The sequence below is a fragment of the Klebsiella indica genome (assembly GCF_005860775.1).
Classification (GTDB): Bacteria; Pseudomonadota; Gammaproteobacteria; order Enterobacterales; family Enterobacteriaceae; genus Klebsiella; species Klebsiella indica.
Genome location: NZ_VCHQ01000031.1, coordinates 135,717 through 162,200, shown reverse-complemented (window position 1 = coordinate 162,200; position 26,484 = coordinate 135,717). Strand labels below are relative to the sequence as shown.

The 26,484-nt window shown below is 54.9% G+C and carries 28 protein-coding genes; 13 read left to right on the top strand and 15 right to left on the bottom strand.

Going from position 1 to position 26,484, the window contains the following annotated elements; translation table 11 throughout:
- Window positions 1–67 precede the first annotated feature (67 nt).
- The 3 genes from FE839_RS21445 to sad all read right to left on the bottom strand — a co-directional run bounded on the left by FE839_RS21445 (window position 68) and on the right by sad (window position 2,926).
- A complete protein-coding gene (locus FE839_RS21445; RefSeq protein WP_138362781.1) occupies window positions 68–430 on the bottom strand; it encodes a DUF4186 domain-containing protein in 363 nt (120 codons plus the stop codon).
- On the bottom strand, window positions 430–1,350 hold the full coding sequence (glsB, locus tag FE839_RS21440; protein ID WP_374043513.1) for a glutaminase B: 921 nt from the start codon (window positions 1,348–1,350) through the stop codon (window positions 430–432). The genes FE839_RS21445 and glsB overlap by 1 nt, the downstream gene beginning before the upstream one ends.
- A gap of 190 nt (window positions 1,351–1,540) precedes the next feature.
- On the bottom strand, window positions 1,541–2,926 hold the full coding sequence (gene sad / locus FE839_RS21435) for a succinate-semialdehyde dehydrogenase (RefSeq protein WP_138362779.1): 1,386 nt from the start codon (window positions 2,924–2,926) through the stop codon (window positions 1,541–1,543).
- A 105-nt stretch (window positions 2,927–3,031) separates the two neighbouring features.
- On the opposite strand from sad, the gene ptrR reads away from it, so the two are divergent.
- Window positions 3,032–3,910 (top strand): putrescine utilization regulator PtrR, encoded by an 879-nt coding sequence (gene ptrR / locus FE839_RS21430; RefSeq protein WP_138362778.1) that lies wholly within the window; start codon window positions 3,032–3,034, stop codon window positions 3,908–3,910.
- Here the strand turns inward: ptrR and FE839_RS21425 are convergent.
- Window positions 3,864–4,346, bottom strand: coding sequence for a GNAT family N-acetyltransferase (locus FE839_RS21425; RefSeq protein WP_138362777.1), 483 nt, complete (start codon window positions 4,344–4,346; stop codon window positions 3,864–3,866). The genes ptrR and FE839_RS21425 overlap by 47 nt on opposite strands.
- 145 nt (window positions 4,347–4,491) lie before the next feature.
- Between FE839_RS21425 and FE839_RS21420 the strand changes: the two genes are divergently transcribed.
- A complete protein-coding gene (locus FE839_RS21420) occupies window positions 4,492–5,436 on the top strand; it encodes an L-lactate dehydrogenase (RefSeq protein ID WP_138362776.1) in 945 nt (314 codons plus the stop codon).
- Between the two features lie 13 nt (window positions 5,437–5,449).
- On the opposite strand, the gene FE839_RS21415 is transcribed toward FE839_RS21420, so the two are convergent.
- From FE839_RS21415 to dtnK, 3 genes are read right to left on the bottom strand one after another with little or no spacing between them, the layout of a single operon-like run.
- A complete protein-coding gene (locus FE839_RS21415; RefSeq protein ID WP_138362775.1) occupies window positions 5,450–6,211 on the bottom strand; it encodes a DeoR/GlpR family DNA-binding transcription regulator in 762 nt (253 codons plus the stop codon).
- Window position 6,212: 1 nt separating this feature from the next.
- A complete protein-coding gene (locus FE839_RS21410) occupies window positions 6,213–7,199 on the bottom strand; it encodes a D-threonate 4-phosphate dehydrogenase (protein ID WP_138362774.1) in 987 nt (328 codons plus the stop codon).
- Window positions 7,192–8,430 carry a D-threonate kinase gene (gene dtnK, locus FE839_RS21405; protein WP_138362773.1) on the bottom strand — a complete coding sequence of 413 codons (1,239 nt, stop codon included), beginning with the start codon at window positions 8,428–8,430 and terminating at the stop codon, window positions 7,192–7,194. The genes FE839_RS21410 and dtnK overlap by 8 nt, the downstream gene beginning before the upstream one ends.
- 175 nt (window positions 8,431–8,605) lie before the next feature.
- Between dtnK and FE839_RS21400 the strand changes: the two genes are divergently transcribed.
- The 4 genes from FE839_RS21400 (at window position 8,606) to FE839_RS21385 (ending at window position 13,077) form a co-directional block, all read left to right on the top strand.
- Window positions 8,606–9,751 carry an iron-containing alcohol dehydrogenase gene (locus FE839_RS21400; RefSeq protein WP_138362772.1) on the top strand — a complete coding sequence of 382 codons (1,146 nt, stop codon included), beginning with the start codon at window positions 8,606–8,608 and terminating at the stop codon, window positions 9,749–9,751.
- Between the two features lie 20 nt (window positions 9,752–9,771).
- Entirely contained in the window at window positions 9,772–10,656 is an 885-nt protein-coding gene (locus tag FE839_RS21395) for a dihydrodipicolinate synthase family protein (RefSeq protein ID WP_138362771.1), read from the top strand.
- Window positions 10,657–10,741: 85 nt separating this feature from the next.
- Window positions 10,742–11,692 (top strand): phosphoglycerate dehydrogenase, encoded by a 951-nt coding sequence (locus FE839_RS21390; RefSeq protein ID WP_138362770.1) that lies wholly within the window; start codon window positions 10,742–10,744, stop codon window positions 11,690–11,692.
- 65 nt (window positions 11,693–11,757) lie between these two features.
- Window positions 11,758–13,077 (top strand): MFS transporter, encoded by a 1,320-nt coding sequence (locus FE839_RS21385; RefSeq protein WP_138362769.1) that lies wholly within the window; start codon window positions 11,758–11,760, stop codon window positions 13,075–13,077.
- A 55-nt stretch (window positions 13,078–13,132) separates the two neighbouring features.
- On the opposite strand, the gene FE839_RS21380 is transcribed toward FE839_RS21385, so the two are convergent.
- Together FE839_RS21380 and FE839_RS21375 are read right to left on the bottom strand one after the other, a co-directional pair.
- Window positions 13,133–13,330 carry a PhzF family phenazine biosynthesis protein gene (locus FE839_RS21380; RefSeq protein ID WP_421808871.1) on the bottom strand — a complete coding sequence of 66 codons (198 nt, stop codon included), beginning with the start codon at window positions 13,328–13,330 and terminating at the stop codon, window positions 13,133–13,135.
- Between the two features lie 11 nt (window positions 13,331–13,341).
- Window positions 13,342–14,133, bottom strand: a complete 792-nt coding sequence (locus tag FE839_RS21375; RefSeq protein ID WP_138362768.1) for a PhzF family phenazine biosynthesis protein — start codon at window positions 14,131–14,133, stop codon at window positions 13,342–13,344.
- 205 nt (window positions 14,134–14,338) lie between these two features.
- Between FE839_RS21375 and FE839_RS21370 the strand changes: the two genes are divergently transcribed.
- Entirely contained in the window at window positions 14,339–15,538 is a 1,200-nt protein-coding gene (locus tag FE839_RS21370) for a sugar transporter (protein ID WP_138362767.1), read from the top strand.
- 653 nt (window positions 15,539–16,191) lie between these two features.
- Here FE839_RS21370 and FE839_RS21365 read toward each other — a convergent pair.
- On the bottom strand, window positions 16,192–16,860 hold the full coding sequence (locus tag FE839_RS21365) for a MarC family NAAT transporter (protein ID WP_138362766.1): 669 nt from the start codon (window positions 16,858–16,860) through the stop codon (window positions 16,192–16,194).
- A 231-nt stretch (window positions 16,861–17,091) separates the two neighbouring features.
- Between FE839_RS21365 and marR the strand changes: the two genes are divergently transcribed.
- The 4 genes from marR to FE839_RS21345 all read left to right on the top strand — a co-directional run bounded on the left by marR (window position 17,092) and on the right by FE839_RS21345 (window position 19,095).
- On the top strand, window positions 17,092–17,526 hold the full coding sequence (marR, locus tag FE839_RS21360; protein ID WP_138362765.1) for a multiple antibiotic resistance transcriptional regulator MarR: 435 nt from the start codon (window positions 17,092–17,094) through the stop codon (window positions 17,524–17,526).
- 18 nt (window positions 17,527–17,544) lie between these two features.
- Window positions 17,545–17,925 (top strand): MDR efflux pump AcrAB transcriptional activator MarA, encoded by a 381-nt coding sequence (gene marA, locus FE839_RS21355; RefSeq protein ID WP_138362806.1) that lies wholly within the window; start codon window positions 17,545–17,547, stop codon window positions 17,923–17,925.
- 28 nt (window positions 17,926–17,953) lie between these two features.
- Window positions 17,954–18,172: a multiple antibiotic resistance protein MarB gene (marB, locus tag FE839_RS21350; RefSeq protein ID WP_138362764.1), complete on the top strand. Its 219-nt coding sequence runs from the start codon at window positions 17,954–17,956 to the stop codon at window positions 18,170–18,172.
- A 527-nt stretch (window positions 18,173–18,699) separates the two neighbouring features.
- Window positions 18,700–19,095, top strand: a complete 396-nt coding sequence (locus tag FE839_RS21345; protein ID WP_138362763.1) for an MFS transporter — start codon at window positions 18,700–18,702, stop codon at window positions 19,093–19,095.
- 156 nt (window positions 19,096–19,251) lie between these two features.
- Here FE839_RS21345 and eamA read toward each other — a convergent pair whose 3' ends face one another.
- A complete protein-coding gene (gene eamA / locus FE839_RS21340) occupies window positions 19,252–20,151 on the bottom strand; it encodes an O-acetylserine/cysteine exporter (RefSeq protein WP_138362762.1) in 900 nt (299 codons plus the stop codon).
- Between the two features lie 192 nt (window positions 20,152–20,343).
- Between eamA and ydeE the strand changes: the two genes are divergently transcribed.
- Entirely contained in the window at window positions 20,344–21,537 is a 1,194-nt protein-coding gene (gene ydeE, locus FE839_RS21335; RefSeq protein ID WP_138362761.1) for an efflux MFS transporter YdeE, read from the top strand.
- Window positions 21,538–21,654: 117 nt separating this feature from the next.
- Complete coding sequence (locus FE839_RS21330; RefSeq protein WP_138362760.1) at window positions 21,655–22,125, top strand: helix-turn-helix domain-containing protein; 471 nt, start codon at window positions 21,655–21,657, stop codon at window positions 22,123–22,125.
- A 135-nt stretch (window positions 22,126–22,260) separates the two neighbouring features.
- On the opposite strand, the gene urtE is transcribed toward FE839_RS21330, so the two are convergent.
- From urtE to urtB, 4 genes are read right to left on the bottom strand one after another with little or no spacing between them, the layout of a single operon-like run.
- The gene (urtE, locus tag FE839_RS21325; protein ID WP_138362759.1) at window positions 22,261–22,959 is read right to left on the bottom strand and encodes an urea ABC transporter ATP-binding subunit UrtE; all 699 of its coding nucleotides are present in this window, start codon (window positions 22,957–22,959) and stop codon (window positions 22,261–22,263) included.
- Window positions 22,960–22,968: 9 nt separating this feature from the next.
- Entirely contained in the window at window positions 22,969–23,766 is a 798-nt protein-coding gene (gene urtD / locus FE839_RS21320; protein WP_138362758.1) for an urea ABC transporter ATP-binding protein UrtD, read from the bottom strand.
- Complete coding sequence (urtC, locus tag FE839_RS21315; protein ID WP_138362757.1) at window positions 23,766–24,839, bottom strand: urea ABC transporter permease subunit UrtC; 1,074 nt, start codon at window positions 24,837–24,839, stop codon at window positions 23,766–23,768. Before urtC ends, urtD begins: the two co-directional genes overlap by 1 nt.
- Window positions 24,839–26,410: an urea ABC transporter permease subunit UrtB gene (urtB, locus tag FE839_RS21310; RefSeq protein ID WP_138362756.1), complete on the bottom strand. Its 1,572-nt coding sequence runs from the start codon at window positions 26,408–26,410 to the stop codon at window positions 24,839–24,841. Before urtB ends, urtC begins: the two co-directional genes overlap by 1 nt.
- Window positions 26,411–26,484: the final 74 nt, after the last annotated feature.

Below are 26,484 nucleotides of genomic sequence, written 5' to 3'. Positions count from 1 at the left end.
TAATAATCAGTTAGCGATTTATTGTATCATGAGAATAATTATCCGGCATCCACCGGCGCCGGATGAATTATGCGTCAGTATTCATCTGGATCACCAGCCAGTGATGAATCACCTGCACGACATAACGCTGCTCGCCTTCGCTGAGCGCCCGACCGCGCGGGATAGCGTGCCACTTTTCCAGACAACCGCGACAACAGGTCGCCGTCGCATGTTGCGCGATAAATACCGGATGGCCGCGCATTGGCGTCTGCTTACCGTCGTTAGGAATTACCGCCGGCGCCAGCCGTCTGGCGATAAAATCAGCCGCATGCTGATCAATAACGTCGGGCCCCTTAGCCAGGCAATATTGCCGTTCCTTAGCGCCGAGCCGAAAGCGAGCGCGAAAAGACGAACGTTGTAAACGGGTAAACAGATTTTCGATTGACGCCATCAGAATACCGACCTTCCCAGTCTCCGGGTAAGCTTTTCCAGTAACGCGATCCCGGCCAACGAGTTCCCGGCGTCATCAAGCGCCGGGCTCCAGACCGCAATCACCATCTCTTGCGGCACGATAGCCACAATCCCGCCGCCGACGCCGGATTTCGCGGGTAAACCAACGCGCCACGCAAATTCACCGGCATTCTGGTACATCCCGCTGGTCATCATCAGCGCATTGACCTGCCGTGACTGAATCGGCGCGATAACCGGCGTTTCAAGGTGTGCCGCAATGCCGCCGTCAGCCAGAAACAGGAAGGTACGCGCCAGTTCGGCACAGCTCATTTCCAGCGAACAATAGTGGAAATAGTTTTGCAGCACCGTGGCGACATCATTATCAAAGTTGCCGAAGGATTTCATCAACCACGCAATCGCAGCATTACGCGCCGAGTGTTCAAATTCAGAACGGGCAACCACCGGATCATAAGCGATATCGCCCACACCACTCAGACGACGGACGATTTCCAGCATTCGCTGACGCGGCGCGCTAAGGCGACTTTGCAGCATATCGCAGACGACCAGCGCCCCGGCGTTAATAAAGGGATTGCGCGGTTTGCCCTGTTCAATTTCCAGTTGCAAAAGGGAATTAAAGGGTTGACCGGAAGGATCTTTGCCGACTCGCCGCCAAATCTCATCCTCCTGATAGTGATTCATCGCCACCACCAGGCTCAGGACCTTCGAGATAGATTGAATGGAGAAACGCTCATGCGCGTCACCCGCGCTGTAGTGCTGCCCGTCCACCGTGCAGATAGCAACACCGAGCTTATCGCCGCTGACGCGTGACAGTGCCGGAATGTAATCCGCGACTTTACCGCGCCCAATCAGCGGCCTGACTTCAGCCAAAATGGCATCGAGCATTGCGTTATTTATTACCATCGCCACGCGAGGCTCCTTGCCAACAACAAAATTCGGGCGCTAATTATAGGCGCACAACGCACCGAGAAACAGCCTGTTTCTTATTTGCTTTCCTGTCAGGGATAAACGGAATAACGTGCGCAAGCAGAAAACTGATGCAATTCCCCGATTGCGCGGCACGCCACTGCGCAACCGGAGGAACAGTCAGGGCTTAGCGGCGATCTTTCCAGACGGTCTGCACATTGCAGAATTCATGGAGGCCGAAGTGGGATAGCTCGCGACCAAATCCGCTTTTCTTCACGCCGCCAAACGCCACGCGGGCATCGCTGGCGCAGTAGCCATTGATAAACACGCCACCGCATTCCAGATCCCTGGCGAAACGCTGCGCCTGCTCTTCGCTGGTGGTGTAGACTGTTGCCGACAGACCAAACTCGCTGTCGTTTGCCAGCGCCAGCGCATGGTCTGCGTCACGGGCTTCGGTGATGGTCGCCACCGGGCCAAAGAGCTCCTGGCGAAAACCGGTCATCTCCGCGGTGACGCTGCCAAGCACCGTCGGGGCGTAATAGTTGCCCGCGCCTTCGATTTTCTCCCCGCCAAGCAGCAGGGTCGCCCCTTCGCTTAGGGTCGCCAGCACCTGCTCATGCAGCTCGTCGCGCAGATCAAAACGCGCCATCGGCCCGAGATAGTTTTGCTCATCGCGCGGATCGCCCATTTTTAGCGCGGCAACGGCGGCAACAAATTTCTGCGTAAAGGCATCGGCAATCCCTGCTTCGACAATAAAACGTTTCGCGGCGGCACAGACCTGCCCGGTATTCTGGTAGCGACCAATCACCGCTGCCGTCACGGCCTCATCAAGGTCGGCATCGTTAAGCACGATAAACGGATCGGAACCGCCCAGTTCTAATACGCATTTTTTCAATGCCGCGCCGGCCTGAGCGCCGATGGCCTTCCCGGCCCGCACGCTGCCGGTCACGGTGACCGCCGCAATACGTGAATCGTTAATTATTTGCGAAACACCCTCGTTAGTGGCATTCACCCAGCCAAACACGCCATCCGGCACGCCCGCCGCAGTGAAAATTTCGCCGATCATCTCCGCGCTGCCCAGCACGTTCGGCGCATGCTTCAGCAGATAGCTGTTGCCCGCCAGCAGAATCGGCACCGCGCCGCGCAGCACTTGCCACACCGGGAAGTTCCACGGCATGACGGCGAGGATAGCGCCCATCGGGCGGTACTCTATGACGGCTTTATTCTCTTCCACGAGGGTCGCTTCGGTATTCAGCATCGCCGGGCCGTGTTCAGCATACCAGTCGCAAAGGTTAGCCGATTTAGCAACTTCACCACGCGCCTGGGCTATCGGTTTACCCATTTCGCGGCTAATCATCTGCGCCAGCGCCTCGCTACGGGCGCGCATCACGCTGCCGACTTTACGCAATGCCGCCGCCCGCTCTGCCAGGCTGACGTTACGCCACTGGCGATAAGCCTGTTCCGCAAGGGCAATAGCGGAATCGACCTGTTGTTCAGTCGCCCAGGGCAGAGATGACACCGTCTCTCCGGTGGCCGGGCTCACGGAAACCGCATGAGTCGCAGATAAATTCATCGTTTTTCTCTCTGTGTTGATTGCGAAGTCACCTTATTCTGGCTTACCCTTCCATTCATTAAAACTGAATAATATTAAGCAACCCATTCACTAAAGAAGAATACTATGGACCTGAGCCAGCTCGAGATGTTTAACGCCGTCGCCAGCACTGGCAGCATCACCCAGGCCGCACAGAAGGTACACCGCGTGCCCTCGAACCTGACCACGCGCATTCGTCAACTGGAGGCGGACCTCGGCGTCGAATTGTTTATTCGTGAAAACCAACGCCTGCGTCTGTCGCCCGCCGGCCACAGCTTTTTACGCTATAGCCAGCAGATCCTGGCCCTGGTTGAGGAAGCTCGCATGGTCGTTGCCGGCGATGAACCACAGGGGTTATTTTCACTCGGATCGCTGGAAAGCACCGCCGCGGTGCGGATCTCTCCCACCCTGGCGCACTATAACCAGCGCTACCCAAAGATCCATCTGGCCCTTTCAACCGGCCCTTCCGGGGCGATGATCGACGGGGTGCTGGAAGGGAAACTCAGCGCGGCCTTTGTTGACGGACCGCTGGTCCATCCGGGGCTGGAAGGGCTCCCGGTATTCCCGGAAGAGATGATGATCGTCGCCCCCTTTGGTCACTCGCCCATCTCACGGGCCAGCGAGGTTAACGGCGCCAGTGTCTACGCGTTTCGCGCCAACTGCTCCTACCGCCGCCATTTTGAAAACTGGTTTCATGCTGACCGTGCGACGCCGGGACGGATCCATGAGATGGAGTCTTATCACGGAATGCTGGCCTGCGTGATTGCAGGCGCAGGACTGGCGCTGATCCCGCGCAGTATGCTGGAGAGTATGCCTGGCCACCAGCAGGTTTCCGCCTGGCCGCTGGCCGAAGAGTGGCGCTGGCTGACCACCTGGCTAATATGGCGGCGCGGGGCAAAAACCCGCCAGCTTGACGCGTTTATAGCGCTGCTGAACGAAGATCGGCAAGCAGCAGTTTCTCCATAAAGACGCTCAGCGGATCGGGCTGATACGGCGCAAAGGCGCAACGAGTCTGGTAGCCATTGCGGGTATATAAGGTGATGGCGGCATGCTGATGAATACCGGTTTCCAGACGCACGGTATGGCATTCCCGACGTAGCGCTTCTTTCTCCAGTGCCGCCAGCAGTTTTTCTCCCAGTTGCTGACCGCGATGATTTGGATCGATAAATACGCGTTTCATCTCGCCAAATCCCTCTTCACCGAGCACAATCGCCCCACAGCCGACCGGTCGTAACGCGGTATCATGGATCAGCAGTGCAATCACAGACGCCGGCGGCAGGGCGCTAAGGTCGATCAAATGATTGCTTTCGGCCGGGTAAAGCGCCTGCTGGTAAGCATCCAGTTGGGCAATTAAGGCATTCAGATCCGGATGGTCTGGCGGGATCGCGGCGATGGTGTACATAAATACGCTCCTTTTTTCAGCGCACTGTAGCGCAGGGCATACACTTCACTGTCATAGCATTAACTTATAGATCCCCTCCTCGCTTGCGCCATCACCTTGAGACGCAGTAATTTTGCGACACGACATCTGTTATCAGGAGAATGCGATGAATACCAAAGCGCGCAAAGTGATGATTATCGGGGTCGGCAACGTCGGCGCTTCCGCAGCCTACGCTTTGTTAAATCAAAATATTTGCGAGGAGCTGATCCTCGTTGATCTGAACAAAGCCCGCGCCGACGCCCATGCACAGGATCTGAGCGATGCGGCGGCCTATATGCCGGGGATGATGACCATTTCCACGCGGGAAGCCAGCGACTGCGCGGATGTCGATATCGCGGTGATCACCGTTTCCGGTGGCGCGCTGAAGCCAGGGCAAACCCGTCTGGACGAGCTGACTAACACGGCAAAAATTGTCCAAAGCCTCGTTCCGCAGATGATGGCGAATGGCTTCAACGGCATCTTTTTGATCGCCACCAACCCCTGCGACATTATCACCTGGCAGGTGTGGCAGCTTTCAGGTCTGCCGCGCAGTCAGGTGCTGGGCACCGGCGTCTGGCTCGACACCACGCGTTTACGGCGGATACTGGCGCAGGCGCTGAATATCGGCGCGCAAAGTATCGATGCTTTTATTCTCGGCGAACATGGCGACACCCAGTTTCCGGTCTGGTCGCATTCGGCGGTTTACGGCTCCGCCATTGGCGACGTCTATCAAAAACATACCGGCAAAATCCTCGACCGGGAGTTAATTGCCGAAAAGGTGCGCAAACTGGGGTTTGAGATTTACTCAGGAAAAGGCTGTACCGAGTATGGCGTCGCCGGCACCATCGCCGAGATTTGTCGTAATATTTTCACCGGTAGCCATCGTGCGCTGGCCGTATCGTGCATTCTCGAAGGGGAATATGGCGTGAGCGGCGCGGCGGCAGGCGTCCCGGCGGTACTGACACAAAGCGGCGTGCAGCAGATTATTGAGCTGCAGTTAGCCGATGATGAAGCGGAGAAATTCCGCCACTCAATTGATGTTATTAAGGCCAATATCGCCCGTCTGCCGTAAATCGTCTTCCCGGCTAATCGGCAATGAGCAGCCGGGGATGAATATGCGCCAGGGCGTCGCGCGTCTCTTCCGGCAGATGATTATCGGTGATAATGTCGGTTAGTGAGTCCAGGTGCGTAATGTTAAACAGCGACCAGGCCCCGTATTTAGAGCTGTCCGCCAGCAATATCCGCCGCCGGGCATTAGCGATTAAATCGCGCTTCAGTGCCGCCTTTTCTTCCGTTGGCGAGGTCACGCCCTTCTCCAGATCCCAGCCGTTACAGCTTACAAATGCCAGATCGGGCCAGATATTTTGCAACAGCCGACGACCGTGATCGCCGATGCAGGATTGGCTGCTATCATCAATGCGCCCGCCAATAATGGTGACTTCAATTTGCCTGAATTCCGAGAGAAACAGCGCAATATGCAGATCGCTGGTGATAACCCTCAACGGCAGATGGGTAATTTGCCGCGCCAGTTCGATCATCGTCGTGCCGGCATCCAACACAATCGCGTCTCCGGGGTTGACTAATGTCGCCGCCAGGCTGGCGATGGCGTGTTTCTCCTGCCGACTGCGCTGAGATTTCTCCTGCGTCGTCGGCTGGGAAGGTATAAACCGGTTAAGCGTCACGCCGCCATGTGTGCGGCTGATCACCCCTTCCTCATCGAGTTTAATCAGATCGCGGCGAATGGTTGCTGGCGACGCGCTGGTCACCGTGACCAGTTGGTCGACTGTCACCAGATTATGGCTCTTCAGAAAATCCATAATCTGCTCTAACCGGTTATATCCCTTCATATTATTCCTGTGCTATTTGCATGGCGAGCTCAATAGAGGTCGTCATGCTGTCAGACTTGGCTTTGCCTGTCCAGGCAATATCAAACGCCGTCCCGTGGTCTGCGGAAGTCCGGATAAACGGCAGTCCGGCCGTGATATTCACCCCATCATAAAATCCGAGTAATTTTAGCGGAATATGGCCCTGATCGTGATACATCGCCACCACCATATCAAACATCCCTTCATGGCACTGCATAAATACCGTATCCGGCGGACAGGGGCCGGTAACGTTGAGCCCTTTGGCTTTCATCGCTGCGACCGCCGGACCAACGATACGGATCTCTTCATCGCCAAACAGGCCATTTTCGCCGGCGTGAGGATTAACGCCAGCGACGGCAATACGCGGATTGCTGAAGCCGACACGGCGCAGAAAGCTATCGGCGATAGCAATAACCGTCTCCACGCGCGTCTGATTCAGGTTATCAAGGAAGTGACGCAACGCAACGTGTGTGGATATATGGATAACTTTTAGCTTATCCGTATACAGCACCATCGCGAAATCTTTGGTTTGCGTCAGATGCGCCAGCATTTCAGTATGCCCCGGGAAATGATGCCCGGCCAGATGCAGCGCCTCTTTGTTTAGCGGTGCGGTGGCAATCGCCGAAACGTCACCGGCCAGCGCCAGCGCCGTGGCATGCTTGATGCAACGGTAAGCCAAATCGCCAGCCTGCGCCTGCACCTCCCCGGCGCGCAATCCTTCCGGATCGGTCAGTGCCTCATCAATCACATTAATGGTGCCAGGCGTAAACTGCGCCTGTCCGGGATTATCAATGACGCGAAGCTCAGCACGCGGAGTAATTCCTTTCGCCATAACCCGCCGCAGCGTCTGCGCACAGCCCACCACGACCACCGGCGCGCCGCTCAGTTTCCCCGTTGCCAGAGATTTAATAATAATTTCCGGACCAATGCCAGCCGGGTCACCCATCGTTACCGCAATGATGTTAGTCACTCATTTTCTCCTCAATAAAATTCACGACCTCCAGCAATGTGGTTGCCGTGCCGAATCCGCCTGCCTTGGTCATTACCGGCCGTTGCCAGCGACTCCCCAGAAAATTGCCATACGGCACACACTGCGCCACACGACCCGTAATATGAAATCCGCTTGCGCCCAGCGCCTGGGCCACAGCGATGGCTACATCGCCGCCGGATAAATAGAGCGCGCCTGGCTGACTCTGCGCGATAGCTAGTTGGCTGACCCGCGCCAGATACCAGCAAATACGTTCCCCAAGCGCAGCACGATCCACGCCGTACCGATGGCACAGACCATCAATCCCCTTTCGCGCCGCGCTATCGGGCCGCGTAGTGAGCACACAATGATTATTTCCGTTCAATACCGCGGCAATTTGCCGGGCATCCGTTGTTGCATCGCCGTCGAAAGCCCTGGCGACATCAATATCGATCCGCGTTACCCGCGGATGGGTACTCAGACTGGCAACCTGCTGCTGAGCGATTTCACTCATCGAACCAACAACCGCCAGCAACGGCCCATGCTGCACGGTGCTCAGCTTGCGCGCCAGCGCGTCACATAAACCCGCCGAGCCCACCAACAGCACGTGCTGCTCCGTATCCATTACCGCGGCGATAACCGCATCCAGTTGGTGATTCACTTCCGCATCAACAATCAGCACGCGCGGTATGCTGGCCGGACAGGCCAGTTCTGTCGCCAGCTTATCCAGCGACACGTGCAAACAACGACAGTCGCTCTGCTGCGCCACGACGGTGGCAATATCCGCACTACGCACCGGTGTTTTCGGGTCGCTGGCGAACTCCGTTTCATCAACCGGTAAACCATGCACAAAGCACTGACCGCCGCGCGTGACCCGCCCGGCAGCCGGGAAAGCAGGCGCCAGAACCGCCACCCGGCAATTCATCGCCCGCATCGCGGCGTCCAGCTCCGCACCAGGATTCCCCCGCAGCGTGGAGTCGATTTTTTTCACCATCCACCGCGGCTGAAAACGTGGCCAGACCGCCTGTAGTAAATGCGTGACACGCCGCGCCGCCTCTTCACCCGTCAACGCGCGACTGTCGCTATTGAGGATTAATGCCTGCGCCTCACCTTGATAATCCGCAGTGAACGCCACCTCAACCCGCATTCCGCTCTCCGCCAGGCTAACGCCTGCGTCATTAGTGCCAGTGAAGTCATCAGCCAGCACCAGCACCTTATTATCGCCACTGCCCATCGTTATCCCTTATCTCGCTGTTGGAAGCTGATAATGATTATATTCAATCACAATTGATTAAATGTGAGCAAGTTCAATTTATTCACTCGCTGTATAAATTATAACTTCTCTCCACTAAGCGAGTGATACGAGCATGAATGATTAAATTCAATCATTCAAATGACAGGAGAGAGACGTGGCAACCATTAACAGCACTCTGATTAGCGGCGCGGGCGCGTTTACCGCCCTGCGCCCGCTGCTGGCAGGCAAACAACGGATTTTGCTGATCACCGATACCAATGTTGGCAAACTCGACGCCACGCGGCGGATTCGCGCGCTTCTGGAAGATGAAGGCCGTCAGGTACAGATGATTGATGCGGTTCCCGCCGAACCGAGCCAGCATGATATGGCGCAGATCTATAGTCTCGTCACCGCAGACCAGCCGGAAATGGTGGTGGGGATCGGTGGCGGCAGCGTTCTGGATGTGACCAAGCTGCTCTCCGTCCTGCTGCATCCCAGCTCGCCGGGGCTGACCGCGCTGCTAGAGGGAGAAAAACCGCAGCAGAAAGTGGCATCATTATTGATCCCGGCGACGGCGGGAACCGGTTCCGAAGCCACACCAAACGCGATCCTGGCGATCCCGGAACAGAACACCAAAGTGGGGATTATCTCTCCGGTACTGTTGCCGGACTATGTCGCCCTGCTGCCGGAGTTAACCACCAGCATGCCCGCGCATATCGCATCTTCTACCGGCATTGATGCGCTATGCCATCTGCTTGAATGCTTTACCTCAACGGTCGCTAATCCGATTAGCGATAACGCCGCGTTGATTGGCCTGCACAAGCTGGTACGCAATATCGAGCTTTCGGTGACCGATCCGCAGAATCTGACGGCTAAACTGGAGATGCTGTGGGCCTCTTATTATGGCGGGGTGGCGATTAACCATGCGGGCACCCACCTGGTCCACGCTCTCTCCTATCCTCTGGGCGGCAAGTATCATCTGCCCCATGGCGTGGCGAACGCCATCCTGCTGGCACCCTGTATGAAAGTGGTGCGTCCGCATGCGGTGGAAAAATTCGCCCAGGTCTGGGAACTGCTTCCCGATGCCGACCTGACTCTCAGCGCTGAAGAAAAATCACACGCGTTGGTAGCCTGGCTTGCAGCGCTGGTGAAAAAACTACAGCTGCCCGACAACCTCGCCACCCTGGGCGTCCCGCAGCAGAGCATCGGCGAACTCAGCGAAGCAGCGCTTAACGTTAAACGGTTAATGAATAACGCACCATGCAGCGTCAACCAGGACCAGGTCCAGGCGATTTATCGCACGCTGTTTCCACAGCTATAAAACCAGGGAGATAAACCAGAATGAGCAATTCAATTACCGGCGTTTTGACCGCCATTGTCACACCTTTTTCCGTCGATGGCGCAGTGAACATCCCGGCGCTGAAACAGCAGGTCCGGCGGCAGATGGCGGCGGGCAACGGTATTTTCTGCGGCGGTACCAACGGCGAGTTCTTTGTACTCAATGAGGCGGAAAAAGTCGCCGTCGCCAAAGCCTGCGTGGAAGAAGCCGCCGGAAAAGCACCGGTGGTCGCGCACATTGGCGAAGTATCCACCCGCGAAACCATTCGTCTGGGTAAGCAAATTGAAAAACTGGGGGTTGACGCAGTATCGGTGATCACCCCGTGGTTCGTGCCGCTTAAACAGGAGGAGCTTATCAGCCACTATACCGCCATCGCCGACGCGCTGAGCGTTCCGATGTTTCTGTACAACATCCCGGCGCGAACGGGCAATACAATCGAACCGCAAACCGCGCGGGCGCTGGCAAAACATCCGAATATTATCGGCATCAAAGACAGCGCAGGGAGTTATGAAAGCCTGAAGGGGTTCCTCGATGCGGTACAGGATATTGCCGATTTTAACGTGCTGAATGGCCCTGATTCACTGATCCATCAGGGGTTTGTCGATGGCTGCAGCGCCTGCATTTCCGGGTTGGCTAATGTCGCACCAAACGAGATCAACGCCATCTGGTCACAGTTTAAGGCCGGTAATATTGAAGGCTCTCGCAGGGCCCAGGAGAGTGTGACCGGACTACGTACCGATCTTTATAAAGTGGCGTTCTCGCCAGCCGCGGTCAAAAAGGCATTACAGCTAATGGGCCACGAGGTTGGCGACAGCCGCTATGCGGTGCAGTTTAGTGAGCAACAACTGTCGCAGATTAAAGGGATCATTAACACTTATCTGCAATAACCGTTTCGTCCTCCGGCGCGACTCGCGCCGGAACGGGTCTTCAATCTTGCGATGATTAACGTCGCTAAATAGACAGGTTCTGGATATGAAAGTGATTTGTACCTCACCGTCATTTGCAAAATATGACGCAGCGCCATGTACAGCGCTCAGAAACGCCGATCTTGAATTAATTCAACTTGCCGCTGATGCCCCTTTTAGTGAACTCGAAGCACATCTGCCCGATACCGTTGCAATGATAGTCGCATTTACCGATGTGAATGAAATATTACTGGAGAAAGCGCCAAATTTAAAAATCGTCTGTAAACACGGCGTCGGCGTCGATAACATTGATCTTAATGCCACTCGCCAGAGAGGGATATTCGTCACGAATGTACCAGATGCCAATAAACACGCCGTTGCTGATTTCGCTTTTGCCTTAATTCTCAATAGCGCACGTCAGCTTTCACAGGCAATTGAAGAAACCCGCGCGGGTAACTGGCCGCGAATTTTTGCCACCGATGTCTACGGCAAGACTATCGGCATTGTTGGTTTAGGTAATATTGGTAAACAGGTCGCGCTAAGAGCGCGCGGGTTTAACATGCGGGTCCTGGCCTGTGATGACTGGCAAGATGAAGCCTTTGCCCGTGAGCATCAGATTGAGTATGTCTCGCTGGATACCCTGACTGAGCGCAGTGATTTTATCACCTTGCACATTCCCTTAACGTCTGGAACTGAAGGCCTTTTTTCTGCCCCTCGGCTTAACCAAATGAAAAAAGGTGCATTTTTAATTAATGTATCTCGTGGGGGGATCGTGAATGAACAGGATTTATATGATGCCTTGAGTTGCGGCCACCTTGCTGGCGCGGCGGCAGATGTGTTTGCACATGAACCCTGTCATCAACATCCATTATTTACCTTAACCAACTTTATTCCTACTGCACATATTGCTGGTTATACCGATGGCGCCATCAGCAATATCAGTGAACGCTGCGTGAATAATATTATTGCCTGCATCATCGGCAAGCAACGCCCAGAAAATATAATGAATTCACTGTAAATAACGAGGTGGGAAGCATCGCATTCCCACTGAATATGATAAACATCTACTTAAGAGCCGAATATATGAATAAGGTCGCTCTCAATACACGTATTCGTTGGTGGATCGCTGGATTAATGTGGCTCGCTATCGCCATTAATTATATCGATCGTACCGTTTTATCCGCTGCCGCACCGCATTTGATTGATGAACTAAAACTCGATCCTGAAATGATGGGCTTCATCATGGCGGCGTTCTTCTGGTCTTACTCACTACTGCAAATTCCTGCCGGATGGTTTGCCGATCGTTACGGTCAGAAGAAAGGTCTTGGCCTCGCAGTGGCCTGGTGGTCAATCGCCACTTCAATGATGGGACTTGCCACCGGATTTAAGTCTCTTCTGGCGCTACGTCTGGCTCTGGGCGTGGGTGAAGCAGCCGCCTACCCCAGTAATGCGGGAATTGCGGCACGCTGGTTCCCTGACAAAGAACGCGCGACCGTATCAGGTTTATTTGATAGTGCCTCCAAGTTTGGCGGCGCAGTCGCTATGCCCCTGATCGTCTGGATGATATATACCTTCGACTGGCGTTTGACCTTTCTGATTATTGGTGGCGTCGGACTGGTTTGGGTTATCGCCTGGTATTTTGTCTATGCTGAAAATCCGGAAGAACACAAAGCAATCAGTGAAGCAGAAATCCGCCATATTCGTGACGGACAAAAACAGAGGCACGGCGATAAATCTGTATTACCAATAAAATGGTACAAACTGCTGCGCTACCGTAATATCTGGGCCATGTGTATCGGATTCTTTACCATTAACTATACCTCCTATTTTTTTATCACCTGGCTGCCCACTTACCTTGTGAAAGATAAAGGAATGGACTTTATTAAAATGGGTATGGTAGCGGCGTTACCGCTATTGTGCGGAATGGTGATTGAGGTTTTTGCTGGCTGGGCATCTGACCGTCTGGTACATAAAAAGGTCTTTTCCCTGACGGTAACACGTAAACTCTTCCTGACTATCGGGCTACTTATGGCGCTATGCATAGGTTTTGCCCCTCTGACTGACTCAGTCTTCATGACCGTCTTTTTATTATGCGTGGCGAAATCAGGCACGACGGTTGCCGCCTCACAAGTCTGGGCATTGCCCGGGGATGTCGCCCCCAAAAATAGTGTTTCTATCGTCGCCGGATTACAAAACACCGTATCTAATATGGGAGGCGCCGTGGGGCCCATCATTACCGGCGCGATAGTCGCGACAACCGGTTCCTTCACCTGGGCCTTGATCTTCTCCGCGATCCTGGTGGTTATTGGAATACTTAACTATTTATTTTTACTTGGAAAAGTCGAGCCTATTAGTGAGAAAACCGCACAAGCAAGCGATTTAAATACGGTGAAACAGCATTGAGGCGCATATCAGCGTCCGGGCAAACCGGGCGCTGATATCTCAGCAGAAAAATGGATCACTGAATGAAAATTTCGCCCTGCAAATACGTTACAGCTTGCCCACTCATTAAGACCCTTTCCCCTTTTAGCGTACAGCGAATATCGCCGCCTCGCGCGGAAAGTTGACGCGCCAGCATCTGGCTTTTATCCAGCTTCGCGCCCCGGTATGGAATCAGCATGGTATGCGCCGAACCGGTCACCGGATCTTCCCACACCGCCTCTCTCCTTAACGCAGCGTAATCTTGCCGATTAAATAGGTCGTCGCCTGCCCGCCGATTAAGACCCGTTCGCCGCGCCACTGGCAACGCAGATCGCCGCCGCGGGCCGAAACCTGACGGGCCAGCATTTCCGTTTTGCCGAGTTTTTCACCCCAGTACGGAATTAGCATACTGTGCGTTGAGCCGGTTACCGGATCTTCAGCGACCGACTCACCCGGGCAGAAGAAGCGGCTAACGAAATCATATTCAGCATCGGCTGCGCTAATACAGACCATTTTACCCAGATGCTGAAGCCGCTGCATATCCGGGCGCACGGCTTCCACCTGCTGGCGATCGCCTAAAATCACCAGGTAATCGCGTGCTACGCGAACCTCCTGTGCCTCATTCAGCCCCAGACCGGTCAACAGATCCGCAGGCGGCTGCTCGACAACCGTTGAGGCCCAGGCCGGAAAATCCAGCGTCAGCCAGTCACCAGTGCGCGTTACGCGCAGCTCGCCAACAAAACGAGTACTGAACACAATCGTCGATGACGGGTGATTAAGATATTCAAAAATCACGTGCGAGGCAGCAAGCGTCGCATGGCCGCAGAGATTTATCTCATACTGGGTCGTAAACCAGCGCAGCTCATATCCTTCATCCGTACGGACGAAAAACGCGGTTTCCGACTGATTATGCTGCTGCGCCATTTTTAGCAGCGTTGCATCCGGTAGCCATTCAGTGAGTGGGCAAACCGCTGCGGCATTACCGCCAAAGTTAACATTGCTGAATGCGTCAACCAGATAAAAATTAATTTCCTGCATGATTCTGCCCTTTCATTTTTTTTGCTTATCGATAACATGACATAAACACGTAAAATGCACACGTTCTATAGAAAAATTAATCTGTTAGCCACCGTCATCAAGCCAAAGCAAAAATGAGATATAGATCACGAAATGATTGTATTTTTATCAGCAATCGTTTTAAGATCGTGGCTCATCTTTCCTCTTCGTGACCACTCCTGAATTTATGATGACAAAGACGGTTTCACGCAAAGTTGCGTGGCTTCGCGTAGTCACGCTTGCGATAGCGGCGTTTATCTTTAATACCACCGAATTTGCGCCAGTCGGCCTGCTGTCAGATATTGCCGACAGCTTTGGTATGGAAACCGCGCAGGTCGGGATTATGCTCACCATCTACGCCTGGGTCGTCGCCCTGATGTCTCTGCCCTTTATGCTGTTAACCAGCAAGATGGAACGACGCCGACTGCTGGTGATACTGTTTGTCTTGTTTATTGCCAGCCACATATTGTCATTCCTGGCGTGGAACTTTAACGTCCTGATCGTTAGCCGGATTGGTATCGCTTTCGCTCATGCGGTGTTCTGGTCAATCACCTCTGCGCTGGCTATTCGCATGGCGCCCTACGGCAAACGCGCCCAGGCGTTGAGCCTGATTGCCACCGGTACCGCTCTGGCAATGGTCTTCGGCATTCCAATTGGCCGCATTGTTGGACAATATTTTGGCTGGCGCACAACCTTCCTGGTCATTGGTCTGGGTGCGATGGTCACGCTGGCGTGTTTGATCAGGCTGCTGCCAACACTACCGAGCGAACACTCGGGGTCACTGAAAAGCCTGCCAGTCCTTTTCCGCCGTCCGGCGTTGCTCAGTATCTATTTGCTGACGGTCATTGTGGTCACGGCGCACTATACCGCCTACAGCTATATTGAGCCATTCGTGCAAACTGTCGCCGGTTTGAGCAATAATTTCGCCACCGTGCTGTTGCTGACTCTGGGTGGCGCTGGCATTGTCGGTAGCATCCTGTTTGGTAAACTCGGCAACCGCCATGCTTCCGGCTTGATTAACGCCGCGATTGGCCTGCTGCTGGCCTGCCTGCTGCTGCTGCTGCCCGCATCGCACAACGCCAACCATCTGATGCTGCTCAGCGTCTTTTGGGGGATGGCCATTATGATCATTGGTCTCGGAATGCAGGTGAAAGTGCTGGCCTTAGCGCCGGATGCCACCGATGTGGCGATGTCGCTGTTCTCGGGGATCTTTAATATCGGTATCGGCGCGGGCGCGCTGGTGGGCAGTCAGGTCAGTACCCAGTTGTCGATGGCTTCTATTGGTTATGTTGGCGCAATCCCGGCTCTGATCGCGCTGGTGTGGGCGGTAATGATTTTCCGCCGCTGGCCAACCTCACTGGAAGACCAGCAACCACACCACTCCTGACTTCGGTGATGAAAAAAGCCTGCCGATCGGCCAATGCCGTTCACTTAAGCAAATCATCGGTGTTGTCTTTTGTTTTATTTGCCTCTGGCAATCGCATTATCGGTGGTTTAAACGAAAATCTGATTCGGTTGATTCACTAACTGAGCTGATACGGGCTGAAATATAAAGGATATAACTTTTTTTATGACTTTCAGCCTCTGAAAAGCCCCTGACGAATAACGGACTCACCGCATGGGGGTTGGGCGCATCAAGGAAACCTGGCGGGAACGCAGGCGCGCATCCAGGACTGGCCGCCAGGACGGCGGCCAGAGGGCGGGTCGAGACAGGGACGTCGAGTCCCGCCCGGTCCGCCAGATGAAGCCGGAGTGGAGCGGACCGCGCAGCGGCAGGTTTTCAGCGCCATGCCGGGGGTGCAGGGGGACGGGCGAAACGTCCCCCTGCCCGTTCACACGCTGTGGATATAACGAATATCCGCGAGTTTATCGTGAACGGAACTGACCACGGAATCTGAATGGGCGAAAACGAAAAACGCGCCATGTTCGCCATAACCACCGATTGACAGAACCGCTCAGCCAGCCATAAATGCAACTGACAGCCCTTAACTGACAAGCATTTGCCGATCGGCAGGCTTTTTTATCCCGATGCCTGCACCATCAGGCGTGATACTTGGTAATGATCTCCAGCACGCCGTTAATAATGAACTGCACCCCCATACACACCAACAGGAAGCCCATCAGGCGGGAAATTGCTTCTATTCCCCCCTTGCCGACCAGGCGCATAATCGCCCCGGAACTACGCAAACAGGCCCACAGAATGATGCCGATTAATGCGAAAGTCACCGGCGGCGCCACCAGAAACACCCACTCAGGGAATTCAGCGCTGTGCTTTACCGTTGACGCGGTACTGATGATCATCGCGATTGTTCCCGGCCCTGCCGTACTTGGCATCGCCAGTGGGACGAAGGCGATATTGGCTGTCGGTTCATCCTGCAGCTCTTCGGATTTCAGCTTCGCTTCCATCGAATGATGCGCTTTCTGCTGCGGAAACAGCATGTGAAAACCAATAAACGCGACGATCAGTCCCCCGGCAATACGCAGCCCGGGAATCGATATGCCGAACGTATTCATCACCAGTTGCCCGGCATACCATGCAACCATCAGGATGGCGAACACATACACTGAGGCCATCAGCGACTGACGATGACGCTCGGCATTGTTCATATTCCCCGCGAGGCCGAGGAACAGCGCTACGGTAGTGAGCGGGTTTGCCAGCGGTAAAATCACCACCAGGCCCAGGCCTATCGCTTTTAAGAGATCCATCATAGTGAATTAACACCCTGTAAACATTACGTTATAAAAAGTATGTCTTGTGTTTCCAGGTGCGGATAAGCACCTTGATTCAGAAAAATCCACCGCCAACAGCGCGAAGTAGAGTGACCTACATCACAACTATTCGTTTTAGCAAATTGTGGCATCCGCCAATTCATTAAGTTGACTTATATTTGCATGAGCAATAATATCCATCGCAACTAAATCATTGCCTGGGCAACCATCATGAAAAGTTCGAGAGACCTGTTTAACGACATGATCCCCCTTGGTCACTTGATTCAGATGGTTAATCAGAAAAAAGATCGCCTGCTCAACGACTACCTCTCCCCGATGGATATTACTGCCACCCAGTTTCGGGTGCTCTGCTCCATTCGTTGTGAAGTATGCATTACCCCCGTTGCGCTGAAAACCGTGCTTTCTGTTGACCCCGGCGCAATGACGCGCATGCTCGATCGTCTGGCCTGTAAAGGCTGGATCGCACGGTTACCCAACCCCACTGACAAACGCGGTGTACTGGTACAGTTAACACCTGACGGCGCGGCCCTTTGTGAGCAGTGTCATCAGACTGTTGGTCAGAAATTGCACCAGGAACTCACAAAACATCTGTCGGCGGATGAAGTGGTCACCCTTGAGTATTTGCTTAAAAAAATCCTGCCGTAATAAAGAAGAGGTAAGATGATGTCCAGACGCAATAACGACGCCATCACTATCCAAAGTATTTTGTCGTGGATCGAGGATAACCTGGAATCCCCCCTGTCGCTGGAAAAAGTTTCAGAGCGTTCGGGTTACTCCAAATGGCACCTGCAAAGAATGTTTAAGAAAGAAACCGGCCACTCGCTGGGGCAGTATATCCGCAGCCGCAAACTGACCGAGATTGCGCAAAAGCTCAAGCAAAGCGATGAGCCGATTTTATATCTGGCGGAGCGCTATGGTTTTGAATCACAACAAACGTTAACCCGAACGTTCAAAAACTATTTCGATGTCCCGCCGCATCAGTATCGCGTTACCGACGTGCCGGGCGAGTCGCGCTATCTGCACCCACTGAATAACTGCTGTTAATCGCCGGGAAAAACGTATTGAGGAACTCATGAAACTGTTCGTTGCCGTCGCCACGCTGCTCGTGGCGCTGGTCTCCGGCGAGGGGTATGCGGAGCAAACCACCACGCCGGTTCATCACACCAAACGCGATGCGATGATGATGCCATCGGAAGAACATCATTCGCCGTTTGATTTTAATCACATGGCCTCAGGCAGTGATAAATCAGATGAACTGGGCGTCGCGTATTACAACCAACAAAGCCACTAAAATCCCTTTCGCCCCGCCCCCGGGGCTTTTTTTGCTCATCGCAGATTACCGCAGTGTTCCGCACACGCATTCCCCCGCTTTCCTGTCAACGTCGCGTCTTCGCATAACGGACTCATTCCGCAACGTTAGTCACAACATCCACGACATAATTTCAGTCCGGATAGCACATGGCTTAATATAGTCACCAGGTTACACAGGCGATATTTGACGGTAAACCAGCATGTGGCGAGTCATTTTATTCTGTCGATGATGAAGGGCTGAGGGGGCAGGCGTCGCTGCTCTTTGTTGACCAGTGAAAAAGGAAAACGCTTTTATGGACGAATTTGCAATAAAGCGAAACTTTAATATTTTTGTAGTGAGTTCTGCTTTTTCTCTCCTCGGCATCGAAATTTACCATATCGCCTTACCGTTACTGGCATTAAGTCTCGGCCTCAATCCCGTACAGATAAGCTGGTGCGTTTTTGCATTTTACTGCCCGGTCATTTTCATCAAAATCGTCTCCTCGGCGTTTATCGAAAGGAAAGATAATGAATATGCTGACTTTCAGAACGCTGGTGCTTGTCATAAATATCCTACGGGTCATCGTATTCGTTGGTTTTATTATCTCAGCCAGCCCATTCTGGGTATTCTCACTTTTTGTCTTCAAGGCTGTACTCGGCGGCCTGTGGAATGTGGGCTATAACGTTTTCACCATTCAGGAAATGCCGGTTGCGCTTGCCGCCAGAATATCAGCAATCAGCGGAACATTTGTTAAGCTTAGCGCGGGTCTGGGCAGTCTGCTGGCTGGCTATTTACTTGTTCTCGCCGGTTCCACAACAACACTGGTTATTCTGGTTATGCTGACAGTATTTATGCTGACTTGTTCATTTATATGTAAGGCTGAATATCAGCGATACGATGCTTCCCGGAGAGATCTCTGCTAGCTGTTGCAGCCCGATGAAAGCACAAAAGAAATGAACAATACCCATTCAGTACTTGTATTGGTACTGTCGACGCCAGCCATCTTTTAATCGGCGACTGAATCACAGGATCCAGTCGCCTCAATCGTTCGCATTGCGCGGTAAAATGGGATAGACGTTTTATCCCCGTGCCAGTCCCGGACGCACGATCCGCAGACCAAACACGTTAATATACAGTCCGGCCATGATCAGCACCGCGCCCAGCAGTTGCACGCCGTTTAGCGTCTCGCCGAGCAGTAACGCGGCGCTGGCCATCCCGACAACCGGGACCAACAGCGACAGCGGCGCAATTCGCCATGTCTCATAGCGGCCAAGCAGCGCCCCCCAGATTCCGTAGCCGACGAGGGTGGCGATAAACGCCAGATAGAGCAACGACAGGATCGTCAACAGATCGATATGGCGTAAACTGGTCACCATCACCTGCCAGCCATCAAGGAGCCACGACGCCAGCATAAACGGCAGCACCGGGATCAGCGCGCTCCACACCACCAGCGACATCACCGGCGGCCTGCTCGCATGCGACATGATTTTCTTGTTAAAAATATTACCGCAGGCCCAGCTTAGCGCCGCCGCCAGGGTCAGCATAAAGCCCACCAGCGGCACATGCTGGCCGCCGAGGCTGGCTTCCACCAGCACCAGCACGCCAAAAATCGCCAGTGCGATCCCCGCCAGTTGTTTACCCTGCAGACGCTCGCCGAAGACAAACGCCCCAAGAATAATGGTGAAGAAGGCCTGAGCCTGCAACACCAGCGATGCCAGCCCGGCAGGCATGCCCAGGCTAATCGCGCAAAACAGAAACGCAAACTGGCCGAAGCTTATCGTCAGACCATAGCCCAGCAACAGGCGCAACGGAATTTTTGGTCTGGCAACAAACAGTAACGCCGGAAAGGCCACCAGCAAAAAACGCAGCCCGGCAAGCATCAGCGGCGGCATATTATGCAGACCCAGCTTAATCACCACAAAATTCAGCCCCCATACCACCACAACCAGTAATGCCAACAGCCCGTCTTTACGCGTCATACCCTGCCTCAGTTGTTATTGGAATTTTTGTGAACAAAATCAAAGTAGCGAATAATTCGCCTGACGCATAGATCATTATTTCAGGTAGGGCATTTGTGCCCATATCAATGCTGTCCGGCACTATACAAGTCCAGACCACCATGCTATTTGTGATCTGTATTACAAAAATAACATCATATCAGGCAAGGGAAAATGATACTGACACTCAGGCGCTCAACCGCAGCGCTACTGGCTTCGTCGTTGCTGTTAACTATTGGTCGTGGCGCAACATTACCGTTTATGACTATCTACCTCACCCGTCAGTACCAACTGGAAGTGGATAAGATCGGTAATGCGCTGTCAGTCGCCCTGATCGTCGGCGTACTATTCAGTATGGGTTTTGGCATTCTGGCCGATAAGTTCGACAAAAAGCGCTATATGACCCTCGCCGTGCTGGCGTTTATTGGCGGTTTTATCGCCATCCCACTGGTCGACAGCGTCGCGCTGGTGGTATTTTTCTTCGCGTTGATTAACTGTGCCTACTCTGTGTTCGCTACGGTGCTAAAAGCCTGGTTCGCGGATGTCTTGTCGCCGGAAAAAAAAGCGCGAATTTTCTCTCTTAACTATACCTTTATCAATATCGGCTGGACGATCGGTCCGCCGATCGGCACCCTGTTAGTGATGCGCAGCATTAACCTGCCTTTCTGGCTGGCGGCCGGCTGCGCGGCGCTGCCGCTGGTGTTTATTCAGCTATTTGTACGACGCGCAAAGGCCGTGGTGACGCAGGATAATGGCGCCCACTGGTCGCCTTCGGTGCTTCTGCATGACCGAGCCTTACTGTGGTTTACCCTCTCCGCTCTGCTGGCGTCGTTTGTCGGCGGCGCTTTCGCTTCCTGTATTTCCCAGTATTTGCTGGTCGTTGCCGATAGCGATTTTGCCGAAAAAGTGGTCGCCGTGGTGCTGCCGGTTAACGCCGCGGTTGTGGTGGGGTTACAGTACAGCGTCGGTCGTCGTCTCTCTCCCCACAATATTTGTCGGCTGATGACGTTGGGTACGGTCTGTTTTGTTCTCGGACTGAGCGGTTTTATGATCTCCAACAATAACCTGCTGTTGTGGGGCATCTCCGCCGCAATTTTTACCTTAGGGGAAGTTATCTACGCACCCGGTGAATATATGCTAATCGATAACATCGCCCCGGCGGGAATGAAAGCCAGCTACTTTTCCGCCCAGTCGCTGGGCTGGCTTGGCGCGGCGTTTAACCCGACGCTGACCGGCGCTATTTTGACCCATCTACCGCACTGGTCGCTGTTTGTGATATTAATGCTGTCTATGGTTGCCGCACGGCTGATGATTTTCCGCGGAATGAACGTACGACCGTGGCGCGACGAGACGGCCGCCAGCGCCTGATCCCAGACGCCGTGCGGCTGTCAGGTTGCTGTCGTGCTGCTGTCGGGTTCCGATCGTGGCGCTCATCCGCCCGGACGATAACACTCCGTCTCAGGTTTTCCCCTGGAGATAGAAACAATGAACAGCAGTAATCAAGTTAAACAACTCCGTCTGCAGCGCGCCTGGTCACAGGAGCAGCTTGCCGAGTTAGCTGGCGTCAGCGTGCGGACCATCCAGCGAATTGAGAACGGCGATCGTCCCGCGCTGGAGACGCTCAGCGCGCTTGCCGCAGTGTTTGAAGTAAATGTTGCCGAGATTAGCGGCGATTCGCCAGTTGGCCACGAAGAGACGCTGGATTTACGTATTGAAGACGCTAAAGCGCGTATTGAGCAAGAGAGCCATTTTTATCGTTCGCTGATGGTGGCAGTGGTGGTCTGCGCACTGTTGGCGGTGCTCAACAGGCTCACGGATTCGGAGAGCGAGTGGTCTGCCTGGGTGGCGATTATCTGGGGGACACTGCTGGCGATGAAGGGGCTACGCTTGTTTGTGTTTAACGAATGGATCAAAAACTGGCGTCAGGCGCGGTTGCAGCGGCTGTTGCGAAAGTAATCCGCTGAGTCACGCGGCGGTATGCCCCCCGGGCAAGGCGCATGCGCCATGCCCGGTTTAAAAGCGCACAGTATAAGTTTAATCGCCCGGATAACGCGTCAGGCGCAATCCGGGATGCTTTCTGCACGAAAAAAGCTAAATGGTGACCATTCCGCGTACACCGTCGGCGTCCATCTCGCTGCCGCTCCCCTGCCGGATAATCGTGCCCCGGGACATCACCAGGTAACGGTCCGCCAGCCCGGCGGCAAAATCATAGAACTGCTCAACCAGCAAAATCGCCATATCGCCGCGATTCGCCAACTGGCGGATAACTTCGCCAATCTCTTTAATCACCGAGGGTTGGATCCCTTCCGTCGGTTCATCAAGAATCAACAACTGCGGGCGGCTGGCCAGCGCGCGACCGATAGCCAGTTGCTGCTGCTGACCGCCGGAAAGGTCGCCTCCGCGCCGCTGCTTCATGGTTTTCAATACCGGAAACAGTTGATAAATCTCTTCCGGCACCTGACGCGCATCGCGGGCGGGAAAGCGGGATAACCCCATCAGCAGGTTCTCTTCCACCGTCAGACGAGGAAAAATCTCGCGCCCCTGGGGAACATAGGCAATCCCGGACTGTACGCGCTGATGCGGTTTGCGGTGGGTAATATTTTTCTCCTGCCACAACACTTCGCCGCTACGCGCAGGTATTAGCCCCATCAGGCACTTCAGTAAAGTGGTTTTCCCCACCCCGTTGCGCCCAAGCAGGCAGGTGATCTCGCCCTGACGGGCAGCAAAATCCACCCCCCGCAGAATATGGCTGCCACCATAATATTGATGTAGCTGATTAACCTGTAGCATCCTCGCTCCTTAGCGTCCGAGATAAACTTCAATCACCTGTTCGTTATCCTGCACTTCTCGTAGCGACCCTTCCGCCAGCACCTGTCCCTGGTGGAGCACCGTCACCCGGTCGGCGATAGTTTCAACAAATCCCATGTCGTGCTCAACCACCATCAGCGAATGCTGCCCGGCAAGGGTGCGGAACAGTTCGGCGGTATACTCCGTTTCGGCATCGGTCATCCCGGCTGCGGGTTCATCCAGCAGCAACAAATGCGGCTCCTGTACCAACAGCATACCGATCTCCAGAAACTGTTTTTGCCCGTGCGACAGCATCCCTGCCGGTCGATAGCGTTCGGCGTCCAGACGTAGCAGACGCAGCGTCTCGCTGATTCGGTCCGCCTGTTCGCTGTTCAGTCGCGCCCGCAGACTGGCCCATACCGACTTATCGCCCTTCATCGCCAGTTCAAGGTTTTCCGCCACCGTCAGCGCCTCAAACACCGTCGGCTTCTGGAACTTGCGCCCGATGCCCTGGCGAGCGATGGCGATGGGATCAAGGGTGGTTAAGTCCACCGATTGATCGTACAGCGCTCTGCCGCTCTGCGGCCGGGTTTTGCCGGTGATCACATCCATCAGGGTGGTTTTGCCCGCGCCATTCGGGCCAATTACGCAGCGCAGTTCACCCACGCCAATCTGGAGCGACAGGTCAGTTAATGCCTGAAAACCGTCAAAGTTGACGTTAATCGCCTCCAGTTGCAGCACCGGGTCAGTCTGTTCGCGAAAGCGATCCGTCGGCTGCTGACGGGTAAAGATGGCTTCATCCGTTTGCATTACCGATCTCCTTTACGCAGCAGGCCGATAACCCCGCGTGGTAAAAACAGCGTGACGATAATAAAAATCAGGCCAAGAAAAAGCTGCCAGTATTCCGGCATCGCCACGGTAAAATAGCTCTTCGCGCCATTGACCAGCCCCGCGCCCAGCACCGGGCCGATTAAGGTCCCGCGCCCGCCCAGCGCCACCCAAATCGCCGCTTCGATCGAATTGGTGGGCGACATTTCGCTGGGATTGATGATCCCGACCTGCGGCACGTACAGCGCCCCCGCCAGGCCGCATAACACCGCTGAAAGCGTCCACACCAGCAGCTTAAATCCACGCGGATCGTAGCCGCAGAACATCAGACGGTTTTCCGCATCGCGCACCGCCGTCAGTATCCGGCCAAATTTGCTTTGCGCCAGCACATAACCAATCCATAACGTGAGCAACAGCAGCAGAACGGTCGCCATAAACAGCGCCGCCCGGGTGCTGGTGGCGGTCACGGAGAAACCGAGCAGCGTGGTAAAACCGGTAAAACCATTGTTGCCGCCAAAACCGGTTTCGTTGCGGAAAAACAGCAGCATCCCGGCATAGGTCAGCGCCTGGGTCATAATCGAAAAATAGACGCCTTTAATTTTTGAGCGGAAGGCAAACCAGCCGAAAACCAGCGCCAGCAGCCCAGGAACCAGCACCACCAGCAGCATCGCCCAGGCGAAGTGCTGCGTGCCCCACCAGAACCACGGCAGTTCGCTCCACGACAGAAACGACATAAAAGCCGGTAATCCGTCGCCCGCGGCCTGACGCATCAGGTACATGCCCATGGCATAGCCGCCGAGGGCAAAAAAGATCCCATGACCAAGCGAAAGCATCCCGGCATAGCCCCAGACCAAATCCAGCGCCACGGCGACAATGGCATAGCAGAGAATTTTGCCGGTCAGCGTCAGCAGCCAGGTAGAGACCGCCAGCGGATGCGTCGCCGGCAGTAGCGCCAGAAACGGCATACTCAGCAACGCCAGCAGGATCAGAGCCGCGAGCCATTGCAACGGGCGCGGCGCTTTGCGCACCAGGGTTAACGTAATCGGTTGGCTCATCAGTCAATAACCCTCCCTTTGAGAGCAAACAGTCCTTGTGGGCGCTTCTGAATAAACAGGATAATCAGCACCAGGATCAGGATTTTCCCCAGCACGGCCCCCATCTGCGGTTCAAGAATTTTATTAAAAATCCCGAGGCCAAACGCTGCCGCCACGCTACCGGCCAGTTGCCCGACGCCGCCCAGCACCACCACGAGGAAGGAGTCGATAATGTAGCCCTGGCCCAGTTCCGGCCCGACGTTGCCGAGCTGCGAGAGCGCCACGCCGCCGAGTCCGGCGATCCCCGAACCGAGACCAAATGCGAGCATATCCACCCGCCCGGTCGGCACACCGCAGCAGGCCGCCATCGCGCGGTTTTGCGTCACCGCCCGCACGTTCATCCCCAGCCGGGTTTTGTTCAGCGTCAGCCAGGTAAACAGCAGCACCAGCAGCACGAAAGCGAGTACCGCCAGCCGGTTCCACGGCAAAATCAGGTTAGGTAAAACCTGAATGCCACCGGAAAGCCATGCCGGGTTGGCCACTTCAACGTTCTGCGCGCCAAACAGCATACGCACCAGTTGGATCAGCATCAGGCTAATGCCCCAGGTGGCGAGCAGGGTCTCCAGCGGGCGTCCGTAGAGATGTCGAATCACGCTGCGCTCCAGCACCATACCAATCCCGCCGGTGACCAGGAACGCCACCGGCAGCGCAATCAGTGGATAAAAGGCCAGCCACTGCGGCGCCAGTTGCGCCAGCGCCTGCTGCACCAGCCAGCAACTATAGGCGCCAATCATCAGCATCTCGCCGTGGGCCATATTGATCACCCCCAGCAGGCCGTAAGTGATCGCCAGACCGAGCGCGGCAAGCAGCAAGACGGAACCCAGCGACAGCCCCATAAAGGCCTGACCGAGCAGGTCGCCCAGCAGCAGACGGTGCTGAATTTTACTCAGGCTCGCCTGCGCCGCCGCGCGAATCGCCGGGTCAGGTTCATGTTGAGCATCGCTGTAGGGCATGAGCAGCGCCTGAGTTTCCGGGTCGCCGGAGTGGCCAAGCAGTTCAATCGCCGCCAGCCGCTGCGCGGATTGCGGACTGGCAAGCTGCAGACGCGCGAGCGCAATTTCCAGTTGCGCCTTCACCGCGCTATCGCTTTCTACCGCCAGGCGCTGTTGCAGCAGTCCCGCCATCTCTGGGGTTGCCTCTCGCTGAAGGGTTTTCGCCGCTGCCGCTCTTTCCGTGACGTTGTCACTAACAAGTAAATGGGTCGCCAGCGCGCCGGCCACCAGATTCCTTAGCCGGTTAGTCAGGCGTACCGGTTTTGTCGCCCCGTCAGGGGTCGCCGATGCGCCCAGCGCCAGCAGGTTATCCCCCTGCTGGCTAAACGCGTGGCCGCTGCCATCAGCTTTTAATGTTTCACTTTTAAGCGCCCGCAACAGCGGTAATCGCTGCGCCTGCGGCGCGGTGGCCCACTGCTCAAGCAGTCGAGCCTGCTGGCTACGGTTAGCCGCAACAAAATCATCGGCGTCCGCTGCCTGCGCTCGCCACGGTATCAATATTATCAGCAGCGCAAAACTCATGAGACGTAACACGTTCATGATCGTTCTCCTTTCCAGAGTGGCCCGCAAAGCCCGGGCCACAGAGAATGATTCCCCCCGGGCTGCGCCGGGGT

Bases quoted from the DNA above. Each gene is read 5' to 3' on its own strand.
- ptrR (WP_138362778.1), top strand. From the start codon at position 3,032: ATGGACCTGAGCCAGCTCGAGATGTTTAACGCCGTCGCCAGCACTGGC.
- FE839_RS21420 (WP_138362776.1), top strand. From the start codon at position 4,492: ATGAATACCAAAGCGCGCAAAGTGATGATTATCGGGGTCGGCAACGTC.
- urtD (WP_138362758.1), bottom strand. From the start codon at position 23,766: ATGCAAACGGATGAAGCCATCTTTACCCGTCAGCAGCCGACGGATCGC.
- FE839_RS21370 (WP_138362767.1), top strand. From the start codon at position 14,339: ATGATGACAAAGACGGTTTCACGCAAAGTTGCGTGGCTTCGCGTAGTC.
- FE839_RS21385 (WP_138362769.1), top strand. From the start codon at position 11,758: ATGAATAAGGTCGCTCTCAATACACGTATTCGTTGGTGGATCGCTGGA.
- FE839_RS21375 (WP_138362768.1), bottom strand. From the start codon at position 14,133: ATGCAGGAAATTAATTTTTATCTGGTTGACGCATTCAGCAATGTTAAC.
- FE839_RS21415 (WP_138362775.1), bottom strand. From the start codon at position 6,211: ATGAAGGGATATAACCGGTTAGAGCAGATTATGGATTTTCTGAAGAGC.
- FE839_RS21390 (WP_138362770.1), top strand. From the start codon at position 10,742: ATGAAAGTGATTTGTACCTCACCGTCATTTGCAAAATATGACGCAGCG.
- marA (WP_138362806.1), top strand. From the start codon at position 17,545: ATGTCCAGACGCAATAACGACGCCATCACTATCCAAAGTATTTTGTCG.
- FE839_RS21345 (WP_138362763.1), top strand. From the start codon at position 18,700: ATGAATATGCTGACTTTCAGAACGCTGGTGCTTGTCATAAATATCCTA.
- dtnK (WP_138362773.1), bottom strand. From the start codon at position 8,430: ATGGGCAGTGGCGATAATAAGGTGCTGGTGCTGGCTGATGACTTCACT.
- urtE (WP_138362759.1), bottom strand. From the start codon at position 22,959: ATGCTACAGGTTAATCAGCTACATCAATATTATGGTGGCAGCCATATT.
- sad (WP_138362779.1), bottom strand. From the start codon at position 2,926: ATGAATTTATCTGCGACTCATGCGGTTTCCGTGAGCCCGGCCACCGGA.
- marR (WP_138362765.1), top strand. From the start codon at position 17,092: ATGAAAAGTTCGAGAGACCTGTTTAACGACATGATCCCCCTTGGTCAC.
- FE839_RS21425 (WP_138362777.1), bottom strand. From the start codon at position 4,346: ATGTACACCATCGCCGCGATCCCGCCAGACCATCCGGATCTGAATGCC.
- FE839_RS21395 (WP_138362771.1), top strand. From the start codon at position 9,772: ATGAGCAATTCAATTACCGGCGTTTTGACCGCCATTGTCACACCTTTT.
- glsB (WP_374043513.1), bottom strand. From the start codon at position 1,350: ATGGTAATAAATAACGCAATGCTCGATGCCATTTTGGCTGAAGTCAGG.
- urtB (WP_138362756.1), bottom strand. From the start codon at position 26,410: ATGAACGTGTTACGTCTCATGAGTTTTGCGCTGCTGATAATATTGATA.
- FE839_RS21445 (WP_138362781.1), bottom strand. From the start codon at position 430: ATGGCGTCAATCGAAAATCTGTTTACCCGTTTACAACGTTCGTCTTTT.
- marB (WP_138362764.1), top strand. From the start codon at position 17,954: ATGAAACTGTTCGTTGCCGTCGCCACGCTGCTCGTGGCGCTGGTCTCC.
- eamA (WP_138362762.1), bottom strand. From the start codon at position 20,151: ATGACGCGTAAAGACGGGCTGTTGGCATTACTGGTTGTGGTGGTATGG.
- urtC (WP_138362757.1), bottom strand. From the start codon at position 24,839: ATGAGCCAACCGATTACGTTAACCCTGGTGCGCAAAGCGCCGCGCCCG.
- FE839_RS21365 (WP_138362766.1), bottom strand. From the start codon at position 16,860: ATGATGGATCTCTTAAAAGCGATAGGCCTGGGCCTGGTGGTGATTTTA.
- FE839_RS21330 (WP_138362760.1), top strand. From the start codon at position 21,655: ATGAACAGCAGTAATCAAGTTAAACAACTCCGTCTGCAGCGCGCCTGG.
- ydeE (WP_138362761.1), top strand. From the start codon at position 20,344: ATGATACTGACACTCAGGCGCTCAACCGCAGCGCTACTGGCTTCGTCG.